Origin of the sequence: Leclercia sp. J807 (genome assembly GCF_009734465.1) — a bacterium.
Taxonomy (GTDB): domain Bacteria; phylum Pseudomonadota; class Gammaproteobacteria; order Enterobacterales; family Enterobacteriaceae; genus Enterobacter.
This window is the reverse complement of sequence record NZ_CP046446.1, coordinates 3,579,806-3,599,864: the sequence shown is the minus strand read 5'-3', so window position 1 is coordinate 3,599,864 and position 20,059 is coordinate 3,579,806. Positions and strand designations below refer to the sequence as shown.

The window sequence follows — 20,059 nt, the reverse complement described above, 5'->3', positions numbered from 1 at the left end:
TATTAGCGCTAACCGGTGATGATGTGATTCTGGTTAACCAGCTCCTCATAAGTTGTCTGAACGTTATCTAGTGTTACCAGTGTAGTATTCGTGTAAATATTTGCCGCTCCGTCTCGGTCGACGGAGATCACGGTATTGCCATTGCTATTTGTGACGTGCAAATAGTTACCGAGCGTCGCGCTACTTCCGTTCCAGCCCACCAGCAGATCGCTGATATCGATCTTGTCTCCCTGCGCCAGTGAGAAGTTGGTCCAGTGGTCGTTACCGCCGTTGCCTGCCGTCCCGTTCCCCGCCGTGTTGTTCAGCACTTCGTAAATCAGCGTGTCGCCATAGGCGCTACCGGTGAAGGTATCGTTATGCTCCGTGCTGACGAACTTCGGTGCCATGTTGATGGTGAGGGTGGCGGTGTCGGTCGTGCCGTTATCGCCGGTCAGTTTGTAGGTAAAGGTCTCCTTCGTGGTCATTGAGGCCAGCGAGACGCCGCTGTTCAGGGTGTAGGTGTAGTGACCATCTACTCCGATGTTCAGCACGCCGTAATGCCCCTGAATGGTGGCGGTGGCGTTGGCCGTGGTGTACGGATCAAGGATAGTGGTGGTGCCGTTATAGCCGGTAATGCTCAGACGGCTGTCCACCGAGTGCAGCTGATCCAGCACGCCGCCGGAATCCGTCCCGTCGAAGATATTGCCTGTGACGGTGTGGCCCGCAGTGGTGAGCTCATTGTTCAGGTAGACGGTGGTACCGGTGACATAAGGCGTGATGGAGATCTGGCCTAACCCCAGCGGCCCCATGGAGCCGGTATAGCTCAGGGTGTAGGTTCCGGCGTCCAGATCCAGATCGGTGACGTTAATGGTCGCCACGCCACCCAGCAGCAGGCCGCCATTGAAGGAACCGCTTCGGGTAACCCCTCCCCCGGTAATGGTCCAGTTTACGTTCAGTCCGCCCAGCGAAAGCAGGGAGGCGACGTTAAAGTGGAGCACGATGTCATGCAGGGCGGTGTTGGCGTCCACCACAAACGTGCCGCTGCCACGGCCGGTGGTGGATGCCAGCAGGGCGGCGTTCCACGTCGCGTTACCCACCGTGTCATCGCGGTAGGCGGCCACCTGCGGGGTAGTATCCACCACCAGCTCGCGGCTGACGTCGCTCACCGCATCCAGCGCCACCGGTGTCGGGGTGATGTTCAGCGAGGCGGTGTCCTTATCGCCATTCGGTGCCGTCACGGTGTAGATGAAGCTGTCCGGGGTGCTGATTTGGTCGGCGCCCACCCCGGCGCGCAGGGTATAGGTATATTTGCCCTGAGCGTCGATCAGCAGCGTGCCGTACTCTCCCTCGATGCGGGTGGTGCCGGTGGCGTTCACGTTAACGCCGTTCACCTGGGTGACGAGCGTGCCCGCAGGCGCGATGTCACTTTGCAGCACGTCGCCGGTGGTGCTGGCGGTGGTGCTGGTGACGGCATAAACGTGGTCCTCAAGCACGTTCAGACGGTAGCCGGTCAGGGCGGTGATCCCCGAGACGGTGTTCATCAGGAAGATGTAATCCCCTGCCGGCAGGGTCAGGGTCAGCGGTGCCGAGGTGCCGCCCAGCAGCGGCGCGCGCAGCCAGCCTGCTTCGGTGCGTACCCGCTCGTAGCTCTGGGTTGCCGGGTTGAACTTGTAGATATAGAGGTCAAACACCGAGGCCAGGGCCACCCCGCCGACGCTACTCTGGATGGTCATGGTGCGGGTGGTGCCCTCCGCCACGCTGTACTTCATGGTCTCGCTACGATCGTCCAGCAGGTTAAGGTTCAGCACGTTGCCGAGGTTAACCCCCACTACGGTAAAGCCGCCCTGGCTTGACGGGCCGTAGTCGATGGCCTGTACCTGCGTGCCGAAGGTCAGGGAGGCGGTGTCGTCCACCGCCGTCACGCTGTTGCGCACCGTGTTCTCACCCAGGGTGATCACCAGGCGGGCGTCGTCCGTGGCCCCTTTTCCGGCGATGTTATAGGTGAAGGTGTCGGTCCGGCCCAGCACCGAGGCGCTGGTATTGGTCAGGGTGTAGGTGTAGCTCCCGTCGGTATGTAGGGTCAGGGTGCCGTACAGCCCGTTGATGGTGGTGCCCGCCGCACCCGCCGCCACGTTGACGGTGACGCCGTTGGCGTTGGTCACGCTGGTCACCACCGTGCCGTTTGGCGCGCTGTCGCTGCCGCTCACCGGATCGATATCGGTGATGACGTTACCGTTTTGCACCAGCGTGCCGGACAGGGTACCTGCCGTGGTCTGGGTGACGTCCACGTCCAGGCTGGTGTACGACCCGGTCGCCAGCAGGTTGGTGTTGTAGCTCACCACGCGATACTGCCCGCCCGGCAGACCGGCCAGGTTCAGGGTCACGCCGCTGGCGCCCAGGGTCAGCAGGTTGGCGAACTGCGGCAGGCCAGTATCCACTTCGGTGGTCCAGGAGCTGCCGTTCCAGCGCTGCACAATGATCTCCAGGGTGTTGAGCAGGGAGAGCACGATGCCCGTGGCGCTGGCGTTGATCTCCATATCTGCGCTACCGCCGGTCGGTACGGTGAAGGTCACCTGGGCGGAGTTCTCTCCCAGCAGCGACAGCACGTTGCCGACGCCGCCCACCAGTTGCACGCCGTAGTCGCTGTACTGGGCGGTGCTGGTGGTGGCGTTGGTGGTCAGGGCCAGCCCCACCACGTTGTCACTCGCCGACAGCGGCAGGTTTGGCGCAATCACCGTGCCGGTAGCGGAGGTGTTGCCCGCCGCATCGGTGGCGGAAAGCGTGATCCGCTCCCCTTCGGACTGTCTGTCGAGGAAGGTGTAGCTCCAGTTGCCCTGGGCGTTAGCGGTGGTGGTCACCACGCTGTTATCGCTCAGCAGCAGGGTGATGGTGCTCCCCGCTTCGGCGGTTCCGCTCAGAACGCTGCCGTCGGCGTTAAAGGTCCCCTGCGGCGTGCCCGGGGCGACGGTATCCACGACAATCGAGCTCAGCGGCGTTACCGCGCTGGTGCCAGCCGCATTGCCTGCGGTGGCGGTAAAGGCGTGAGGGCCATTACCCAGCGGCACGGTTGGGGTGTATGTCCAGACCCCGGCGCTGTTGGTGGTCACCGTGGCTAACAACACATTATTGTCATACAGGGTGATGGTGGAGAGCGGCTGCGCGGTCCCGGTCAGCGTTGGGGTGGTATCGTCGGTGCTCTGTCCGTTGATCAGATTGCCAATGATGCTGCCCACGTTGTCGTTGACGCTGGTGATGACCGGCGGATTCGGGATCACCGAGTACGGCACCCGCAGATCCACCGTCTGCCCCACGTTACCGGCCCGGTCAGTGGCGAAGAGGTGCAGCAGTTCGGCATTCACCTGCGGCGTGGAGAGCGCGATGCTGAAGCGCCCGGACGCGTCGGCGACGCCGGTGCCCAGCACGGTCACGTTGTCGGTGCCGAGAATGGTGACGGTGCTGCCCGCCTCGGCGGTGCCGTTAATCCGGCCCCCGCTCTCCAGTACAGTCAAGCCGCCCGGTGCCCCCGGAGCGATGGTGTCGACGGTGATGGCGGTGACCGGCGACGCTGCGCTGAGGTTGCCCGCCGCATCGGTGGCGGTGGCGGTTAAGTTATGCACCCCGTTGGTGAGGGCGGTGGTGGTTTGCGCCAGCGTCCACTGGCCCTGGGCGTTGGCCGTTACCTCGCCTACCAGCGTGGTGCCGTCGTAGATGCGCACTATTGCGTCCGCTTCGGCGGTGCCGTTGAGGGTTGGACGGTTGTCGTTGGTCGGATTGCCGTTGATCACCGGGCCCTGGATCGAGCCGACGTCATCCACCACCGAGGTGATGACAGGCGCAGCCGGGGCGGTGGCATCGACATTCACGGTAAAGCCCGTGGTCGGCAGGCTGACGTTGCCCACCGCGTCGGTGGCGGTCACCGTCAGGGTGTGCAGGCCATCCGCCAGCGGGTTAGTCGGAGTAAAGCTCCAGGCGCTGTTGGCATCGGCCACCACGCTGCCGAGCAGCAGGGTGCCGTCGTAGATGCTCACCGTCGCGCCCGCTTCCGCGGTGCCGCTGAGGGTTGGTCTCGCGTCGTTGGTCAGCTGGCCGCTGGTGAGGGTCGTCACCGTGCCGACATCATCCACCACTGAGACCAGCACCGGCACCGCTGGCGGCAGGGTATCTACCGTCAGGCTGAAGGTGTTGGACGGATCGCTGACGTTACCCGCCGCATCCGTTGCCACCGCCGTGAAGTTGTGCGTGTCGTTGGTGAGCGGCGTGGTCAGGGCAATCGACCAGTTGCCGCTGGCATCCGCGGTGGCGGTGCCCAGCAGGATATCGCCTTCAAACACCTGCACCCGGGCGTTCGCTTCGCTGGTCCCGGTGAGCACCGGCAGGGTGTCATCGGTGCGCTGCCCGCTGGGGAGTGCCCCGGTTATGCTGCCGACATCATCCTGGGCCAGGGCGATCACCGGCGCGAGCGGTTTGACGGTATCGACAATCACCGTAAAGCCCGCCGAGGCTTCGCTGAGGTTGCCTGCCGCGTCGGTGGCGCTGGCGGTGAAGGTGTGGCTGCCGTTACCGAGCGCCGTGGCCGGGGTAAAGCTCCACTCCCCGGCGGCGCTGGCCTGTACGGTGCCAAGGGCCACGCCATTGTCATAGATCGTCACCGTGGCGCTGGCGGCCGCCTGGCCGGACAGGGTTGGGGTCGGATCGTCGGTCACCTGGCCCGAGACGGTAAGCGTCGTCTGGATGCTGCCCACGTTATCGGCGGCGGCCAGGATGGTCGGTGCTGCCGGAGCGGTGGTGTCTACCGTCAGGGTAAAGGCTGCGCTTGCAGGACCGGTGTTCCCCGCCGGATCGGTGGCGGTGAAGGTGACGCTGCGCAGCCCCTCGGCGAGGGCGGTGTCAGGGGTAAAGGTCCAGTTCCCCGCGGCGTTAACCACCGCAGTGCCGACCGCTTCTCCATCCACAAGGATACTGACAATCGAGCCCGCTTCGCCGGTGCCGTTAAAGGTTGGGCGGGTATCGTTGGTGATGCCGCCGTTGTTCACCGTGCCGGTAAGGGTCCCGACGTCATCCACCACGTTTGCCAGCACCGGCGCCAGCGGCGCGACGGTGTCGACGTTCAGGGAGAAGGCTGGAGAGGTGCCCGAGACGTTGCCTGCGGCATCGGTGGCGCTGACGCGCAGCTCGTGCGGCCCCTGAGCCAGATCGGTGTCCGGGGTAAAGCGCCAGTTGCCGCTGTCGTCCACCAGCGCGGTGCCGATCTGCTGGCCGTTATCCAGAATGCGCACGGTGCTGCCCGCCACGCCGGTTCCGGTCAGTTCCGGACGCGCGTCGTTGGTGATCTGGCCGCTTACCAGCACGCCGGTGTTGCCCGCTACGTCGTCGTTAACGCTCACCAGGACTGGCGTCGCTGGCGGCGTGATGTCCACGGTCAGGGTATAGGCCCCGGACGCCGCGCTGACGTTGCCCGCCAGGTCGGTGGCGATGGCGGTAAAGCTGTGTTGGCCCTCCGCCAGCACCACCGTCGGAGTGAAGCTCCAGATCCCGCTGGCGTTGGCAACCACGGTGCCGAGCAGGCGGGTGCCTTCATAGAGGGCGACGCTGCTGCCCGCTTCCGCTGTGCCCGTCAGGGTTGGGGTGTTGTCGTTGGTGCTGCCGCCGCTGACCACGTTGCCGGTCACCGGCCCGACATCATCGTTCGCTCCGGTAATAACCGGTGGTGCTACCACAGTATCTACCACCAGCGAGAACGGTGCCGACGGCAGGCTCTGGTTGCCCGCCGGATCGGTGGCGGTGAGGAGCAGGGTATAGGTGCCATCCGCCAGCGGCTCGGCGGGCGTGAAGCTCCAGGCTCCGGTTGCGCTCACCGGTACGGTGCCGAGCACGGTATCACCGGCATAAATGGTGATCACATCCCCCGGCGTCGCCGTACCGTTCAGGGTTGGCTGGTTGTCGTTGGTCGGGTTACCGCTAACTACTGAACCGGTGACAGTGCCGACGTTATCCACCAGCGTGCCCAGAGCAGGTGCCGCAGGCGGGGTGAGGTCGATATTCACCGTCGCTTCCGGCGACTGGCCGCTGGTCTGGCCGTCGACGGTAGCGGTGACGCTGAAGCTGTGGCTGCCTTCACTCAAGGCGGTGGCAACCGGCAACGACCAGGCCCCGGTGGTGGCGTCGGCGGTGACGGTGCCCAGCGGCGTGGTGCTGCCGTCGAGATAAACGGTCACCACGCTGCCCGGGATCGCCGTGCCGGTAAGGGTTGGCGTAGCGTCGTTGGAGCTGAGGCCCTTGACGTTGATGCTGCCGCCGGTGCCGTTGTCATCCACGATGGCGTCGATAACCGGCACGTCCGGCAGCGCTGGCGTGGCCGGAACGTCATACGATCCCGGCAGGCTGGTGTTGCCCGCCACGTCGCTGGCGGTCAGGCTCAGGGTGACCGCGTCGCTTTGCGGCGGGGTCAGGGCGACGGAGAACTGCCCCTGGGCGTTGGTGACCCCGGTGCCCAGCACCACGTTGCCCGGGCCGGTCACCGTAATGATGGAACCCGCTTCGGCGGTACCGGTCAGCGGCGTACCGCCGGAGACAATCCCGGTGACCACCGGCGCACCCGGCGCCTGGGTATCAACGATCAAGTTAACCGGCGTGCTTTCGCTGATGTTGCCCGCCGCATCCCGTGCCACCACGGTAAAGGTGTGCGGGGCATCGGAGAGCGGGGTGCCGTCGGGGATCGGCAGCGTCCACTGGCCCTGGGCGTCGGTCTGCACCTCGCCCAGCGGTTGTCCGTCGACAGAGACGGTGATGGTGCTGAGCGGCTCCCCGGTCCCGCTCAGGGTCGGGGTGCTGCTGTTGGCGTAGAGCTGGCCGCCCGCCAGGGTGCTGTCGGAGATCGCCAGCAGCTGCGGGATGGCAGGCGGGAGGGTGTCAATGGTGAAGGCGAAGTCGCTCCCCGCCGCGCTGACGTTCCCGGCAACATCCACCGCCGCCACGGTCAGGGTGGTTGGGCCATCTCGCAGTTCCGGAGTGGTGATGGTCCAGATGCCGTCAGTGACCTGGCCGCGTCCCACCTCAATGCCGTTGCTGTAGAGAATCACCGTGGTGCCGTTCTCTCCGGTACCGGTGACGGTTGGGGTATTGTCGTTGCTGCTGCCCCCCGCCGCAATGTTGCCGATGACCGGACCGACGTTGTCATCCACGATGCCGATAGTTGGGATCGCTGGCACGACGCTGTCAACGGTGACGGTCATGCTGCCAGATACCGGCGATGCGTTGCCCGCCGGGTCGGTGGCGGTCAGGGTGAAGCTATGGCTGCCCTCCGTCAGCGGCAGGTCCGGACGCCACGTCCAGTTGCCGTTGATGTCGACCACCACTTCGCCCACCGGATTGTTTCCGTTGAGGGTCTCGTCATAGATGGTGATGATGTCGTCCGGCGTGCCTGTGCCGCTCAGCACCGGACGGGTATCGTTGGTGGCGCCGTTGTTGGCTACCGGGCCGGTAATATCGCTGACGTTATCCGTCACCACCGGCAGCGCTGGCGTCTCTGGCGCTTCGGTATCGATGGTAATGCTTACCGGCTGGGATGGCGCACTCTCGTTACCCGCGCCGTCACTGTTGGTCACGGTCAGGCTCAGATCGTAGGTGCCGTTAGGCAGATCCGCAGGCGGCGTCCAGGTCCAGGTCCCGTCCGGCTGCACGGTGGTTTCACCGATAGGGGTGGTACCGTTATAGATGGTGACGAGATCCCCCTCATTCCCGGTCCCGCTCAGGGTTGGGGTGGTATCACGGGTACTGCCCCCGCCGGTAAGCGGGGTCTCGCCGCTGCCGTCCGGGTTGACGGTGATAGCCGGAATCTCCGGCGTGGCAGGCGGCACGTTATCCACCACCAGGTTAAAGGTGTCGGAGGTGGCGGTGTTGCCTGCTGCATCGATCACCGTGGCGGTCAGGGCGTGGGTGCCGTTCCCCAGCGGCGTGGTGAGCTGTACGCTCCATGCCCCCGTCGCGCTGGTGGTGGCGGTGCCCAGCAGGGTGGTGCCGTCATAGAGGTTAATCTGCGCGTTCGCCGGACCCGTTCCGCGGATCAGCGGCAGATTCTCATCGGTCGGCTGGTCGCTGAGCACGTCGCCGGTGACGCTGCCAGTGTTGTCCACGGCCAGGGTGATGACCGGGGCGGCTGGCGGTACGGTATCGATAGTGATGTTAAAGGCTGCGGACGGCTCACCGGTGTTTCCGGCGGCATCGGTCGCCACCACGGTGATAACGCGCAGTCCTTCGCCGAGCGCCTCCGGCGGTGTGAAGGTCCATTCACCCCCCGCGCCTACCTGAACAGTGCCCACTTCCTCGCCATCCACCCGAATGCTGAGGGTGGTGCCCGCCTCCCCGGTACCGCTCAGGGTTGGCTGGTTGTCGTTAGTGGCGCCGTTATTGTTGATGGCAACCGGGCTACCGGAGAGATCGTTGATCGCCTGGGTGATAACCGGCGCGTCCGGGGCGGTGGCATCCACTACGATGCTCCAGCTGTTGGACGGCGCGCTGTTATTGCCCGCGGCGTCCGCCGACTGCGCGGTCAGGACATGGCCGCCATCAGGCAGCGGTGCCGTCAGCTGGATCTCCCAGGTTCCCTCTGCGCTGACCTGGGTGGTGCCAACCAGATCCGTGCCGCTGTAGAGCAGGATGGTGGTGTTGGCAACGCCGGTGCCGCGCACCAGAGGCGTGTTGTCATTGGTGGTCTGCCCGTCGTTGACGGTGCCGGTATACGCACTCACGTTGTCCACCACGTCGGTGATCGCCGGAACGGCAGGCGGCGTGGTGTCCGGAGCGACGATCTGGCCTTCCGCGCCGGTGTTCCCGGCCCGGTCGGTTGCCGTTACCGTCAGCAGTTCCCCGTTCTGTTTTGGCGTGGTGAGGGTGAGGGAGAAGTTGCCGGTCTCGTCAACGACCCCGGTGCCAATCACCGTGTCGCCATCGCGCACGGTGATGGTGCTGCCCGCTTCGCCCTGGCCGGTGAGGGTGTTGCCGTTGTTGAGCACGGTGAAGCTGCCCGGCGCGCCCGGGGCGATAGTGTCAACGGTGATTGACGTAACCGGTGACCTCGCGCTGAGGTTGCCCGCAGTGTCGGTGGCAGTGGCGGTGAAGTTATGCACCCCGTCGATGAGAGTGGTGGTGGTCTGCGCCAGGGTCCACTGGCCCTCGGCGTTAGCGATCGTCTCGCCCACCAGGGTGTCGCCGTCGTAAATACGCACGATGGCCCCCGCTTCGGCGGTGCCGTTGAGGGTCGGACGGGTATCGTTGGTCGGGTTGCCGTTGAGGACAGGCCCCTGTACCGAACCGATGTCATCCACAACCGAGACGATGGCAGGTGCTGGCGGCGCGATGGTATCCACGTTGATCACAAATCCGCTGGTCGGCGGGCTGACGTTGCCCGCCGCGTCGGTGGCGGTCACCGTCAGGGTGTGCAGGCCGTCGCCCAGTGGGCTCTGCGGGGTAAAGATCCAGGCGTTGTCGGCCCCGACGAGCGCAGTGCCCAGCAGGGTGGCGCCGTCGTAAATGTTCACCGTGGCACCCGCCTCTGCCGTGCCGCGTAACGTCGGGTTCGCATCGTTGGTCAGCTGGGCGTTGTCGAGGATGCCTCCGGCGCCGACATCATCAGTGACCGAAACCAGCACCGGCGCTGCTGGCGGCTGGGTATCGACGGTCAGGGTGAAGGCGGCGGACGGATCGCTGGCGTTGCCCGCGGCATCAATGGCTACCGCTGTAAAGCTGTGCTCAGCGTCGCTGAGCGGCTCGGTGAGCGTGGCCGTCCAGTTTCCTTGCGCATCCGCCACGCCTTCACCCACCAGGGTTTCGCCTTCAAAGATCTGCACCCGGGCATTCGGCTCGCTGGTGCCGGTGAGCACCGGGAGAGTGTCGTTGGTGCTGCTTCCGCTGGCGAGCGCACCGGTGCCCGGTGCGACGTCATCCTGGGCCAGGGCGATCACCGGCGCAACCGGTTTAAGGGTATCGACAATCAGTGTGAAGCCCGGCGAGAGCTCGCTGACGTTGCCCGCCGCGTCGGTGGCGCGGGTGGTAAAGGTGTGGCTGCCGTTGTTGAGCGCCTGGTCTGGAGTGTATGTCCAGTCACCCGCTTCGTTAGCCTGCACGGTATCGATCAGAGCGCCGTTGTCATAAATATCCACCGTGGCATTGGCTTCAGCCCTGCCGCTCAGGGTCGGGGTGGTGTCGTCGGTGGTCTGGCCGGAGGTGGTGATCGGGTTCTGGATCGTTCCGACGTTATCGCTGATGGCAGTGAGGGTCGGTGCCGTTGGGGCCTGGGTATCCACCGTCAGAACAAACGGCTCGCTGGCATCCCCGGTATTTCCGGCGACGTCAGTGGCGGTAAAGCGAATGCTGCGGGTGCCCTCTTCCAGGGGCTGATCGGGCGAGAAGGTCCAGCTGCCTGCGGCGTTAACCACCGCGGTGCCGATCTCCTGATCGTCAACAAGGATACGGATCGTGGCACCCACTTCGCCGCTGCCGGTAAAGGTTGGACGAGTGTCGTTGGTGGTATCGCCGCTTTCCAGCGTGGTGATCTCCGCGCCGACAGCATCCGCCACGGTGATCACCACCGGCGCCAGCGGGGCGGTGGTATCCACGTTCAGCGTAAAGGCTGGCGAGGTGCCCGAGAGGTTGCCTGCGGCATCGGTGGCGCTGACGCGCAGATCGTGCGAGCCCTGCGTCAGATCGGTCTCAGGGATAAAGCTCCAGTTGCCGCTTTCGCTAACGAAGGCGGTGCCGATCTCCACGCCGTTATCGAGAATATGCACGGTGCTGCCCGCCACGCCGGTCCCGGTCAGTTCCGGGCGGGTGTCGTTGGTGACCTGGCCGTTGGTCAGCGGGCCGGTGCTACCCTCCACATTATCGTTGACGCTGACAATGACCGGGGTGGCCGGTGGGGTCATGTCCACGAACAGCGTGTAAGTACCAGATACCGGGCTGACGTTACCCGCGCTGTCGGTAGCGACTGCGGTAAAGCTGTGCTGACCTTCCGCCAGCACGCGGGTGGGGGTGAAGCTCCAGGCGCCCGTGGCGCTGGCGGTGACGGTACCCAGCAGCGTAATGCCATCGTAGATCGCCACGCTGCTGCCCGCCTGTGCTGTGCCCGAGAGGGTAGGGGTGTTGTCGTTGGTGCTGCCGCCGTTAGCCACGTTGCCGCTGACCGGATCGACATTGTCGTTAGCGCCGGTGATAAGCACTTCGCCTGCGCTGGTATCCACCACCAGCGTGAACGGTGCCGAGCGCGGACTTTCGTTGCCTGCCGGATCGGTGGCAGTAAGGGTCAGGCTGTAGGTGTCATCATCCAGCGGCTGGGCAAGGGTAATGCTCCAGGCCCCGGTGTTGCCCACCGTTGCCGTACCGAGCACGGTGTCGCCTGCATAGAGGGTAATGACGTCGCCCGGCGTCGCCGTGCCGTTAAAAGTCGGCAGGTCATCGTTGGTCGGTCTGCCGCTGACGATGGCGCCCGAAACCGGGCCCACGTCGTCCACCACGCTACCGAACGCCGGGACGGACGGCGGGGTGATATCGATATTGACCGTCGCCTCCGGCGACAGGCCACTGGTCTGGCCGTCAACGGTGGCGGTGACGCTGAAGCTATGGCTGCCCTCATCCAGGGCGGTTTCGATCGGGAACGACCAGGCGCCGGTGGTGACGTCGGCGGTGACGGTGCCCAGCGGCGTGGTGCTGCCGTCGAGATAGATTGTCACCTCGCTGCCCGGGATGGCGGTGCCGGTGAGGGTTGGCGTGGTGTCGTTAGAGCTGCCGCCTTTAACGTTGCCGCCGGTGCCGTTGTCATCAACAATCTCGTTGATGGCCGGCACGTCTGGCAGCGCTGGCGTAGCCGGAACGTCATATGATCCCTGCAGGCTGGTGTTGCCCGCCACGTCGCTGGCGGTCAGGCTCAGGGTAACCGCGTCGCTTTGCGGCGGGGTCAGGGCGATGGAGAACTGCCCCTGGGCGTTGGCGACGCCGGTGCCCAGCACCACTTCATCCGGGCCACGTACCGTCACGGTAGCGCCCGCCTCGGCGGTACCGGTCAGCGGCGTACCGCCGGAGACAATTCCGGTCACCACCGGCACACCCGGTGCCTGGGTATCAACGATCAGGTTAACCGGCGTGCTTTCGCTGGTGTTACCCGCCGCGTCGCGCGCCACCACGGTGATGGTATGGCTGGCATCGCTCAGCGTGGTGCCTTCCGGCAGCGGCAGCGTCCACTGGCCTTCGGCATCGGTCTGCACCTCGCCCACGGCGTTGCCGTCGATAACGACGGTGATGGTGCTGAGCGGTTCCCCGCTGCCGCGCAGGGTCGGGGTGCTGCTGTTGGCGTAAAGCTGGCCACCCGCCAGGGTGCTGTCAGAGATGTCAAGCAGCTGTGGGTTACCTGGCGGCTGGGTGTCGATGGTGAAGGCAAAATCGTTGCCCGCGCCGCTGACGTTCCCGGCAGCATCCACCGCCGCCACGGTCAGGGTAGTCGGGCCATCTCGCAGTTCCGGAGTGGTGATGCTCCAGCTGCCGTCAGTGACCAGGCTGCGTCCCACCTCCACGCCGTTGCTGTAAAGGATCACGGTGGTGCCGTTTTCGCCGGTGCCGGTGACGGTCGGGGTATTGTCGTTGCTGCTGCCGCCCGCCGGGAGGTTATCATCCACGCTGCTGATAACCGGGATCGCCGGTACCACGCTGTCGACGGTCACGGAGATGGTGTTTGAGATCGCCGAGACGTTACCCGCTTCGTCGGTGGCGGTCACGGTGAAGTTGTGCTGCCCCTGGGCCAGCTCGTCATCAGGTCGCCAGCTCCAGTTGCCGTTGATGTCGACCACCGCTTCGCCCACCTTGACGTTGCCCGTGGCGGTCTGGTCGTAGATGCTGATGGTGTCATCCGGGGTGCCCGTACCGCTCAGTACCGGACGGGTATCGTTAGTGGCGCCGTTGTTGCCAACCGGGCCGGTAATTTCACTGACGTTATCGGTAATAACCGGGGCGGCAGGTTGATCCGGCGCGTCGGTATCGATGGTAATGCTCACCGGCTGCGACGGGGCGCTCTCGTTGCCCGCGCCATCTTTGTTGGTCACGGTCAGGCTGAGATCGTAGGTGCCGTTAGGCAGTCCTTCTGGCGGGGTCCAGCTCCAGCTTCCGTCTGGCTGGACGGTGGTTTCGCCGATTTTGGTAGTGCCGTCGTAGATGGTGACGATGTCGCCTTCCGTACCGGTACCGCTCAGGGTTGGGGTGGTGTCGCGGGTGCTGCCGCCGGAGGTGAGGATCGCTTCCTCGCCGCCTTCAGGATTGACGGTGATCTCCGGTAGCGCCGGGGTGTCCGGCGCGAGGGTATCCACCACCAGGTTAAAGCTCTCAGAGGTGGCGGTGTTGCCCAGCGCATCGCTGACGGTGGCGGTAATGGTGTGAGTGCCATTCCCCAGCGGGGCGGTCACTTGCAAGCTCCATTCGCCCTGCGCATTGGTGATGGCAGTGCCCAGCAGCGTGGTGCCTTCATAGAGGGCGATCTGCGCGTTCGCCGGGCCGGTGCCGTAGAACACCGGACGGGTTTCGTCGGTGGGCACGTTATTGCCCACATCACCCTGCACGCTGCCGGTGTTATCTGCCACCCGGGTAATGACCGGGGCGGCGGGCGCGGTGGTATCAACGGTCAGCGTAAAGGCGTCGGAGGCGGCGCTGTTATTCCCGGCGGCATCTTTCGCCACCACCGTGATGGCGTGCTCCCCATCTTCAAGCGCTGTCGCCGGGGTGAAGTTCCACTCGCCGCCGCTGCCCACCAGCGCGGTGCCCACCTCCACGCCATCCACCAGAATAGTGATAGTCGACCCGGCTTCACCGGTGCCGTAGAGGGTAGGGCGGTTGTCGTTGGTGGCGCTGTTGTTATTAATCACGCCAGCAGAGTCAGGCAGATCGTTGATCACCTGGACGATGGCAGGCGTACCCGGCGCGGTGGCATCGAGAATAATGCTCCAGGTGTTGGACGGGACGCTGCGGTTGCCTTCACTGTCCACCGCTTCCGCCCGCAGGACGTAGCCGCCGTCTGCGCCCAGCGTGACGTTGGTAGACCAGGTGCCGTCTGCGTTGACGTTGGCAGAACCGACCTCCTCGTCGCCGTTATAGATGTAAATGGTGGCGCCCGGCTCACCGGTGCCAGTGATGAGCGGTTGGCGGTCATTGGTGACCTGCCCGTCATTGACCACGCCGGTGATGTCGTCCATGCCATCCACCACGCTTACGATAACCGGCGCCTCGGGCGGGGTGACGTCCGGGGCGGTAACGCTGCTTTCCGGCCCGGTATTGCCCGCGGCATCGGTAGCGGTAACCGCCAGGTTCTCACCGTTCAGCCGCGGGGTGGTGAGAATAATGGTGAAGTTGCCGTCAGCGTCCGCCGGGCCTGCGCCGATCACGTCGTCGCCATCGCGGATGGTCACGGTGCTGCCCGCTTCCGCCTTACCGGTAACGGTGGCTCCGTCCAGGGAGATTTGAAGATCGGTTGGCGCGTCAGGCGGGGTGATATCGCTGATTACGGCGGTCGCTGGCTGGCTCTGGTTTCCGGCGGCATCGGAAGCTACCGCGCGGATGCCATCCCCCACGGCCTGCCCTTCAGTGAGGGTAATGCTGAACTGGCCGCGAGCGTTGGCTGTGGCGCTGCCAATCGGCTCCCCGGACGCGTTGTAGATGGTGACGGTGCTGCCTGGCTCGGCGGTGCCTATGACCTGGGTGCCGTAAGGGATCTGGTCGATGGTCGGCTGGTCCGGAGGCGTACTATCGACAGTAAAAGCAAACGGCTCTGAGGGGGCGCTGGTGTTGCCGGTGAGATCCGTTTCCGTCAGGGTGAGGGAGTGTGGCCCGTCGGCAAGGGGCGTCTCCGGAGTAAAGCTCCAGGTGCCGTCTGCGCCGACAACGGTCTCGCCCACGAGCTGGCCGTTATCATAAATCCGGATGGTGCTGCCCGCTTCACCGCTACCGTTCAGGGAAGGGCGGTTGGCGTCGGTGGTCTGCCCGGCGGCAATGACCCCCTGTATCGTGCCGGTGGTGTCATTCACCGTCACGCCGGATGGCGCATTCGGCGCGACGGTATCCACGGTAAAGCTGAAGGCCGGGGAGGCCGGTCCGGTGTTGCCCGCGCCGTCGGTGGCCCGGGTGGTGATCGGATGCGCCCCTTCGCCCAGCGCGCTGGCCGGGGTGAAGGTCCAGCTACCGTCGCTGTTGACCGGCGCGGTGCCGATGGCGTTGCCGTTGTCGTAAATCGTGATGGTGGTGCCGGGTTCACCGCTGCCGTTAAAGGTAGGGCGGGCGTCATCGGTGGTCTGGCCGCTGGTGAGTGACCCCGTTACGTTGCCCACGTCATCGACCACGCTGGCGACAACTGGCGCAGCGGGTGGGGTGGTATCTGCGGCGGTCACCGGAGTGCCCGGGCCGACGTTGCCTGCGCCGTCGGTTGGCGTGACGGTCAGGGTTTCCCCGTTGGTGTAAGGCTTGCCGAGATCGACGGTGAACTCACCGTTGCCGTTGGCCTGGCCCCGACCGATGACGTTGCCGTTGGCATCGGTAACGGTGAGGGTGCTGTTGGGTTCGGCGCTCCCGCTAAGCTGGGTGCCATCTGCTGAGAATCGGAGGTTGGCGGGTGCGCCCGGCGGGGTGGTGTCGTTCGGGCTGCCCGGCAGGGTGGGGTTGCCGCCGTTATCGCTGCCACCGCCATTGTTGCTGCCACCGCCGTTATCGCTGCCCCCGCCGTTATCAATGCCGCCGTCACCGTCGCCATTACTTCCGCCACCACCGCCGCCGCCACCGCCACCAGCGGCCAGTGCAATGCCCCCTGCGACCGCCACTCCGCCCAGTGCCCACGGCCAGATCGCCGCTTCGCCCGCGGAGGCGGTTGTGGTTCCTGCCAGCAGGGCATCAATGGAGGCTATCGACTGGTATTGCTCTGCTGCCATTGGGTCAGCAATCCACCACAGCGCACCGTTGTCCTCTTCCAGCACCAGTTGGCTGATACCGTTATCGCCGCTGACGAAGAAGTTTTTAACGGTAATGGTTTCGCCGTCGGTCAGCTTAACGATCAGGTCATTTCCGCTGCGGTTGTACTCGAGAATGTCGGCCCGATCAGCGTTGATTTTTACAATGGAGGAATCCTTCAGCGTCACCTGAGACCCGTCTGTTACTGATTCAACGTGCGTCAGTTTGGAGATGACAGTGATTTTACTCATGTGTATTACTCCCGGCAGAGTGCAGAGAAATGGCGTGCAGTTTTTACCATTTCTTTTCAGCAGATTAAGCGCCACCCAAAGGGGAATTGTTTATTTCAAACAATGACCCTGGGTAATTATTTAAAAGTGATTAAAAGCTGCCGATATAGCGATGGTGGCAGCGACATTTAGCCTTTGTTACTCAAGAGATAATGCGGTTGGGAATATATTTTGGGTGGTAAAATCCTTGTCTTTAATAATGGTAAGAATTTGTGATTGACTGAATTTGATATAGCCAGAAAGTACCAGAAGTGCAAATTAAGCGTGAGTTAATAGTTGATTAGCCTTATTTAAAATATCGCTTTCTGCGGGGTGAAAATATCGGGATCAGGCGTGGCGCGGCTTGCGGGCGGTGGTTAAACGAGGCGCAAGTGCGGGTTTTTGTTTTTAATTTAATAAGATAGGGATATTTGGTAAGGGGGTGTTTTTTTATGGGGGTATTTTAGCGTGGCTGTGTAAATAATTAAGCAGGAGTAAAGGTGATATTGAATATGATATATTTGAAGGTATTTTTAATATTGCCGGATGTGGGTTGAATTAATAAAGAGTTGTGCTATTTAGATGAGCGTATAAGTTAAGGCAACCAGGTTATTTGGTAGAAATGTTATTAGGGTGGGGGAGGTCACATTATTTTCTTTTTGGGGGGAGGTGGGGGAGTATATGTGGCGAAGTAAAGGTTCCGTTCACCTCACGTTTTCTGCTTCTCTGTTACCCCTGAATCGGTGAACGTGCCAGGGTGGCTCAATCGCCACCACCCTGGCGACCCGGGCTCCCGGCAAGACGGCGATTTTCAGCCGGACCAGGGGGCCGCTTTAATTCTGTTATTATTCTGGAATTATTTCATTGCGTTAACATTTTTGTGCCGGGTTTTGTAGGCCGGGTTAGGCGTAGCCGCCACCCGGCGGGATTAAGTTAACCGGTGATAATATGATTCTGGTTCACCAGCTCCTCGTAAGTGGTCTGCACGTTATCGAGCGTCACCAGCGTGGCCGGGGCAAAGCTGGTGCCTGCACCATCCCGGTCGAGCGTGATTGTCGTGCTGCCATCGCTGTTGCTGGCGACATGGAGATAATCCCCCAGCGTGTTGCCATCGCCATTCCAGCCCACCAGCAGCTGGCTGATGTCGATTTTATCGCCCTGCGCCAGCGAGAAGTTGCTGACGTGTTCTCCGCCATGATCGCTGAGCACGTTGTAAATCAGCGTCTCGCCGGTGGTGCTGGCGCTCAGGGTGCTCACCATCGGCTCCTCGCTCTGGGCAAACGCCGTGGTTGCCACTGATGTCGTCGGTGGGTTCGGGGCCAGCGGGTCGACGTTAATCGTCCAGGTTTCAGAGATCAGGCTGTGATTGCCGCGGCGATCAACCGCATCGGCGGTCAGGGAGTGGAGCCCATCGGTCAGACTGGCGGGCACCTGGAACGACCAGTTACCCGCTGAATCGACCTCCGTAAAGCCGATCTGCATCTGCTCGCTGTAGACATAAATTTTGGTGCCGATCTCACCGGTGCCCGAGATGAGCGGTGTGCGGTCGTCGCTTAACGATCCGCTCTCGATGGTGCCGATGGCATCCGGTACGTTATCCACCACGTTGGTAATGAGCGGTGTGGCCGGTGGGGTCGTGTCGTCGGCTTCTACCGTACTGGGGGCGCTGGTGTTGCCCGCCTTATCGGTGGCGGTAAGACTCATGATCTCCCCGTTCAGCTTGGCGGTGGGCAGCGTGAAGGAGAAGCTACCCGATTCGCCGACAGTCAGCTCGCCGAGTTTAGTGGTCCCTTCCATGATGACCACGGTGCTGCCCACTTCCGCGGTGCCGGTGAGCGCCAGGCCATTGTCGGAGACATCCAGCCCTGCAGGCGGTGCCGGTGGCGTGGAGTCAAGGGCGGTGGCCTGCGCCGGCTGGCTCGGGTTTTGGGCGGTATCGAAGGCGTAGACCGTCAGCACTTCGCCGTTGAGCTGGTTCGGGGCGATATTGACGGTGAATTTGCCGTCGGCACCCACGGTGCCGGTACCTATCTCCTGGCCCGTGGCATCGCGTACCGAGATGCGGGCGTCCACTTCCGCTTCACCGCTCACGCTGTCACCCGTCGCGGCGACGGTGAGGGCTGTCGGTGCCGCTGGCGGGGTGATGTCCGGCACAGGCAGCGAAGAGGCCGGACCTTCGTTACCCGCCCGGTCAGTAGCCACGGCGCTCAGGGTTTCGCCATTAGTCTGTGGGGTGGTCAGGGTCAGCGAAAATGCCCCGTTGACGTCCGCGGTGGCCTCACCCAGGCTATCACCCACGTCGTTGGTGACCGTAACCGTCGAGTTGGGCTCGGCGCTACCGGTGACGATGGTGCCAGTGGCATTGATGGCGAGACCACTTGGCGCGGCGGGCGGTGTGAGGTCGACGGTAAATTCAAACGGCGTGGAAGAGGGGCTCAGATTGCCCGCAACATCCGTCTCCGTCAGGGTAAAGGTCTGTAGCCCTTCCGTCAGCGGCTCGGCAAGCTGGTAGCTCCAGGAGCCGTTGTCCGGAACGATGATCTCCGCCACCAGCAGATCGTTGTGGTAGAGGGTAATGGTGCTGCCGGGATCGCCCGTGCCGCTCAGCACCGGCTGGTTGTCATCGGTAAAACCCCCGGAGGTGATGAACCCCTGGAGGTTGCCCACCTCATCCATCACCTGCAGCACCGGCGCATTCGGAGCGACGGTATCGATGGTGAGGTTAAATGCGGGAGAGTCCGGGCTGGTATTGCCTGCCGGGTCGGTGGCGCTGGCGGTGATCTGATGCAAGCCGTTAGCGAGATCGGCGGTTGGGGTAAACGTCCAGCTACCGTCGCTGTTCACTACCGTGCTGCCGATGTTCTTTCCGTTATCATACACTGTGATGGTCGAACCGGCCTCGCCGCTGCCGCTAAAGACCGGGCGCGGATCGTCGGTGGTCTGATCGCTGTTCAGCGCCCCGGTCAGGCTGCCAGCGTTGTCGTCAGCGATAATAATCATGGGCGCATCTGGCGGGGTGGTATCCGCAGCGGTAAGGCTGGTGGGCGGGCTGACGTTGCCGGAGCTGTCGGCGGCTGTGGCCGTCAGCGTTTCGCCGTTGGTGTAGGGCACCCCCAGCTCGACGGTAAATTCACCATTGCCGTTAGCTTTGGCTTTGCCCACCACGTTACCGCTGGCATCGGTGATGGTTACCATGCTGTTGGCTTCGGCGCTGCCGAGCAGTTGGGTGTTACCGTTGGCGAAATGCAGGTTAGTGGGCGCGTCGGGCGGCGTGGTATCCTGCGCTACCGGACCCGGATCGATGCGATCGTCACCGCCCCCACCGCCGCCGCCACCACCGCCTGCTGCCAGCGCAATGCCCCCCGCTGCGGCCACGCCACCCAGCACCCACGGCCAGATAGGGGTATCGCCCGATGAGCTGCTGACGTTACCGGCAATCAAGGCGTCGGTTGACGGGATCGACTGGTAACGCTCAACCGCCAGCGGATCTTCAATCCACCACAGCGCGCCGTTTTCATTCAGTACCAGCTGATGATCGTTGACGTAGTAGTTCTTCAGCGTCACGGTTTCGCCGTTGGTCATCCTGACCAGCAAATCGTTATTGCTGCGGGAATAACTGGCAATATCGCCCCTGCCTGCATCGAGCTCAACAACGGAATCCTCGCCCAGAATGATCTGGTTACCTTCTGCGACTGTTTGTTGATGCGTCAGTCTGGAGATAACAGTGAATTTACTCATTTGTATGACTCCCAACAGAGTGTAATGAATGCTGTGTGTAAAAATCGTTTTTCTTTCAGCAGATTTTAAGCGTCCCGAAGGAGACACTATTTGTCAGAAATAATGTC

Annotated in this window: 2 protein-coding genes; both read right to left on the bottom strand. The window is 63.4% G+C overall.

What is annotated here, in order from left to right; genetic code table 11:
- Window positions 1-8: 8 nt before the first annotated feature.
- Window positions 9-16,196, bottom strand: a complete 16,188-nt coding sequence (locus tag GNG26_RS17025) for a BapA/Bap/LapF family large adhesin (RefSeq protein ID WP_156239625.1) — start codon at window positions 16,194-16,196, stop codon at window positions 9-11.
- A 951-nt stretch (window positions 16,197-17,147) separates the two neighbouring features.
- A complete protein-coding gene (locus GNG26_RS17020; protein WP_156239624.1) occupies window positions 17,148-19,952 on the bottom strand; it encodes an Ig-like domain-containing protein in 2,805 nt (934 codons plus the stop codon).
- Window positions 19,953-20,059 lie beyond the last annotated feature (107 nt).

Coding starts and splice junctions, on each gene's coding strand:
- GNG26_RS17025 (WP_156239625.1), bottom strand. CDS start 16,196: ATGAGTAAAATCACTGTCATCTCCAAACTGACGCACGTTGAATCAGTA.
- GNG26_RS17020 (WP_156239624.1), bottom strand. CDS start 19,952: ATGAGTAAATTCACTGTTATCTCCAGACTGACGCATCAACAAACAGTC.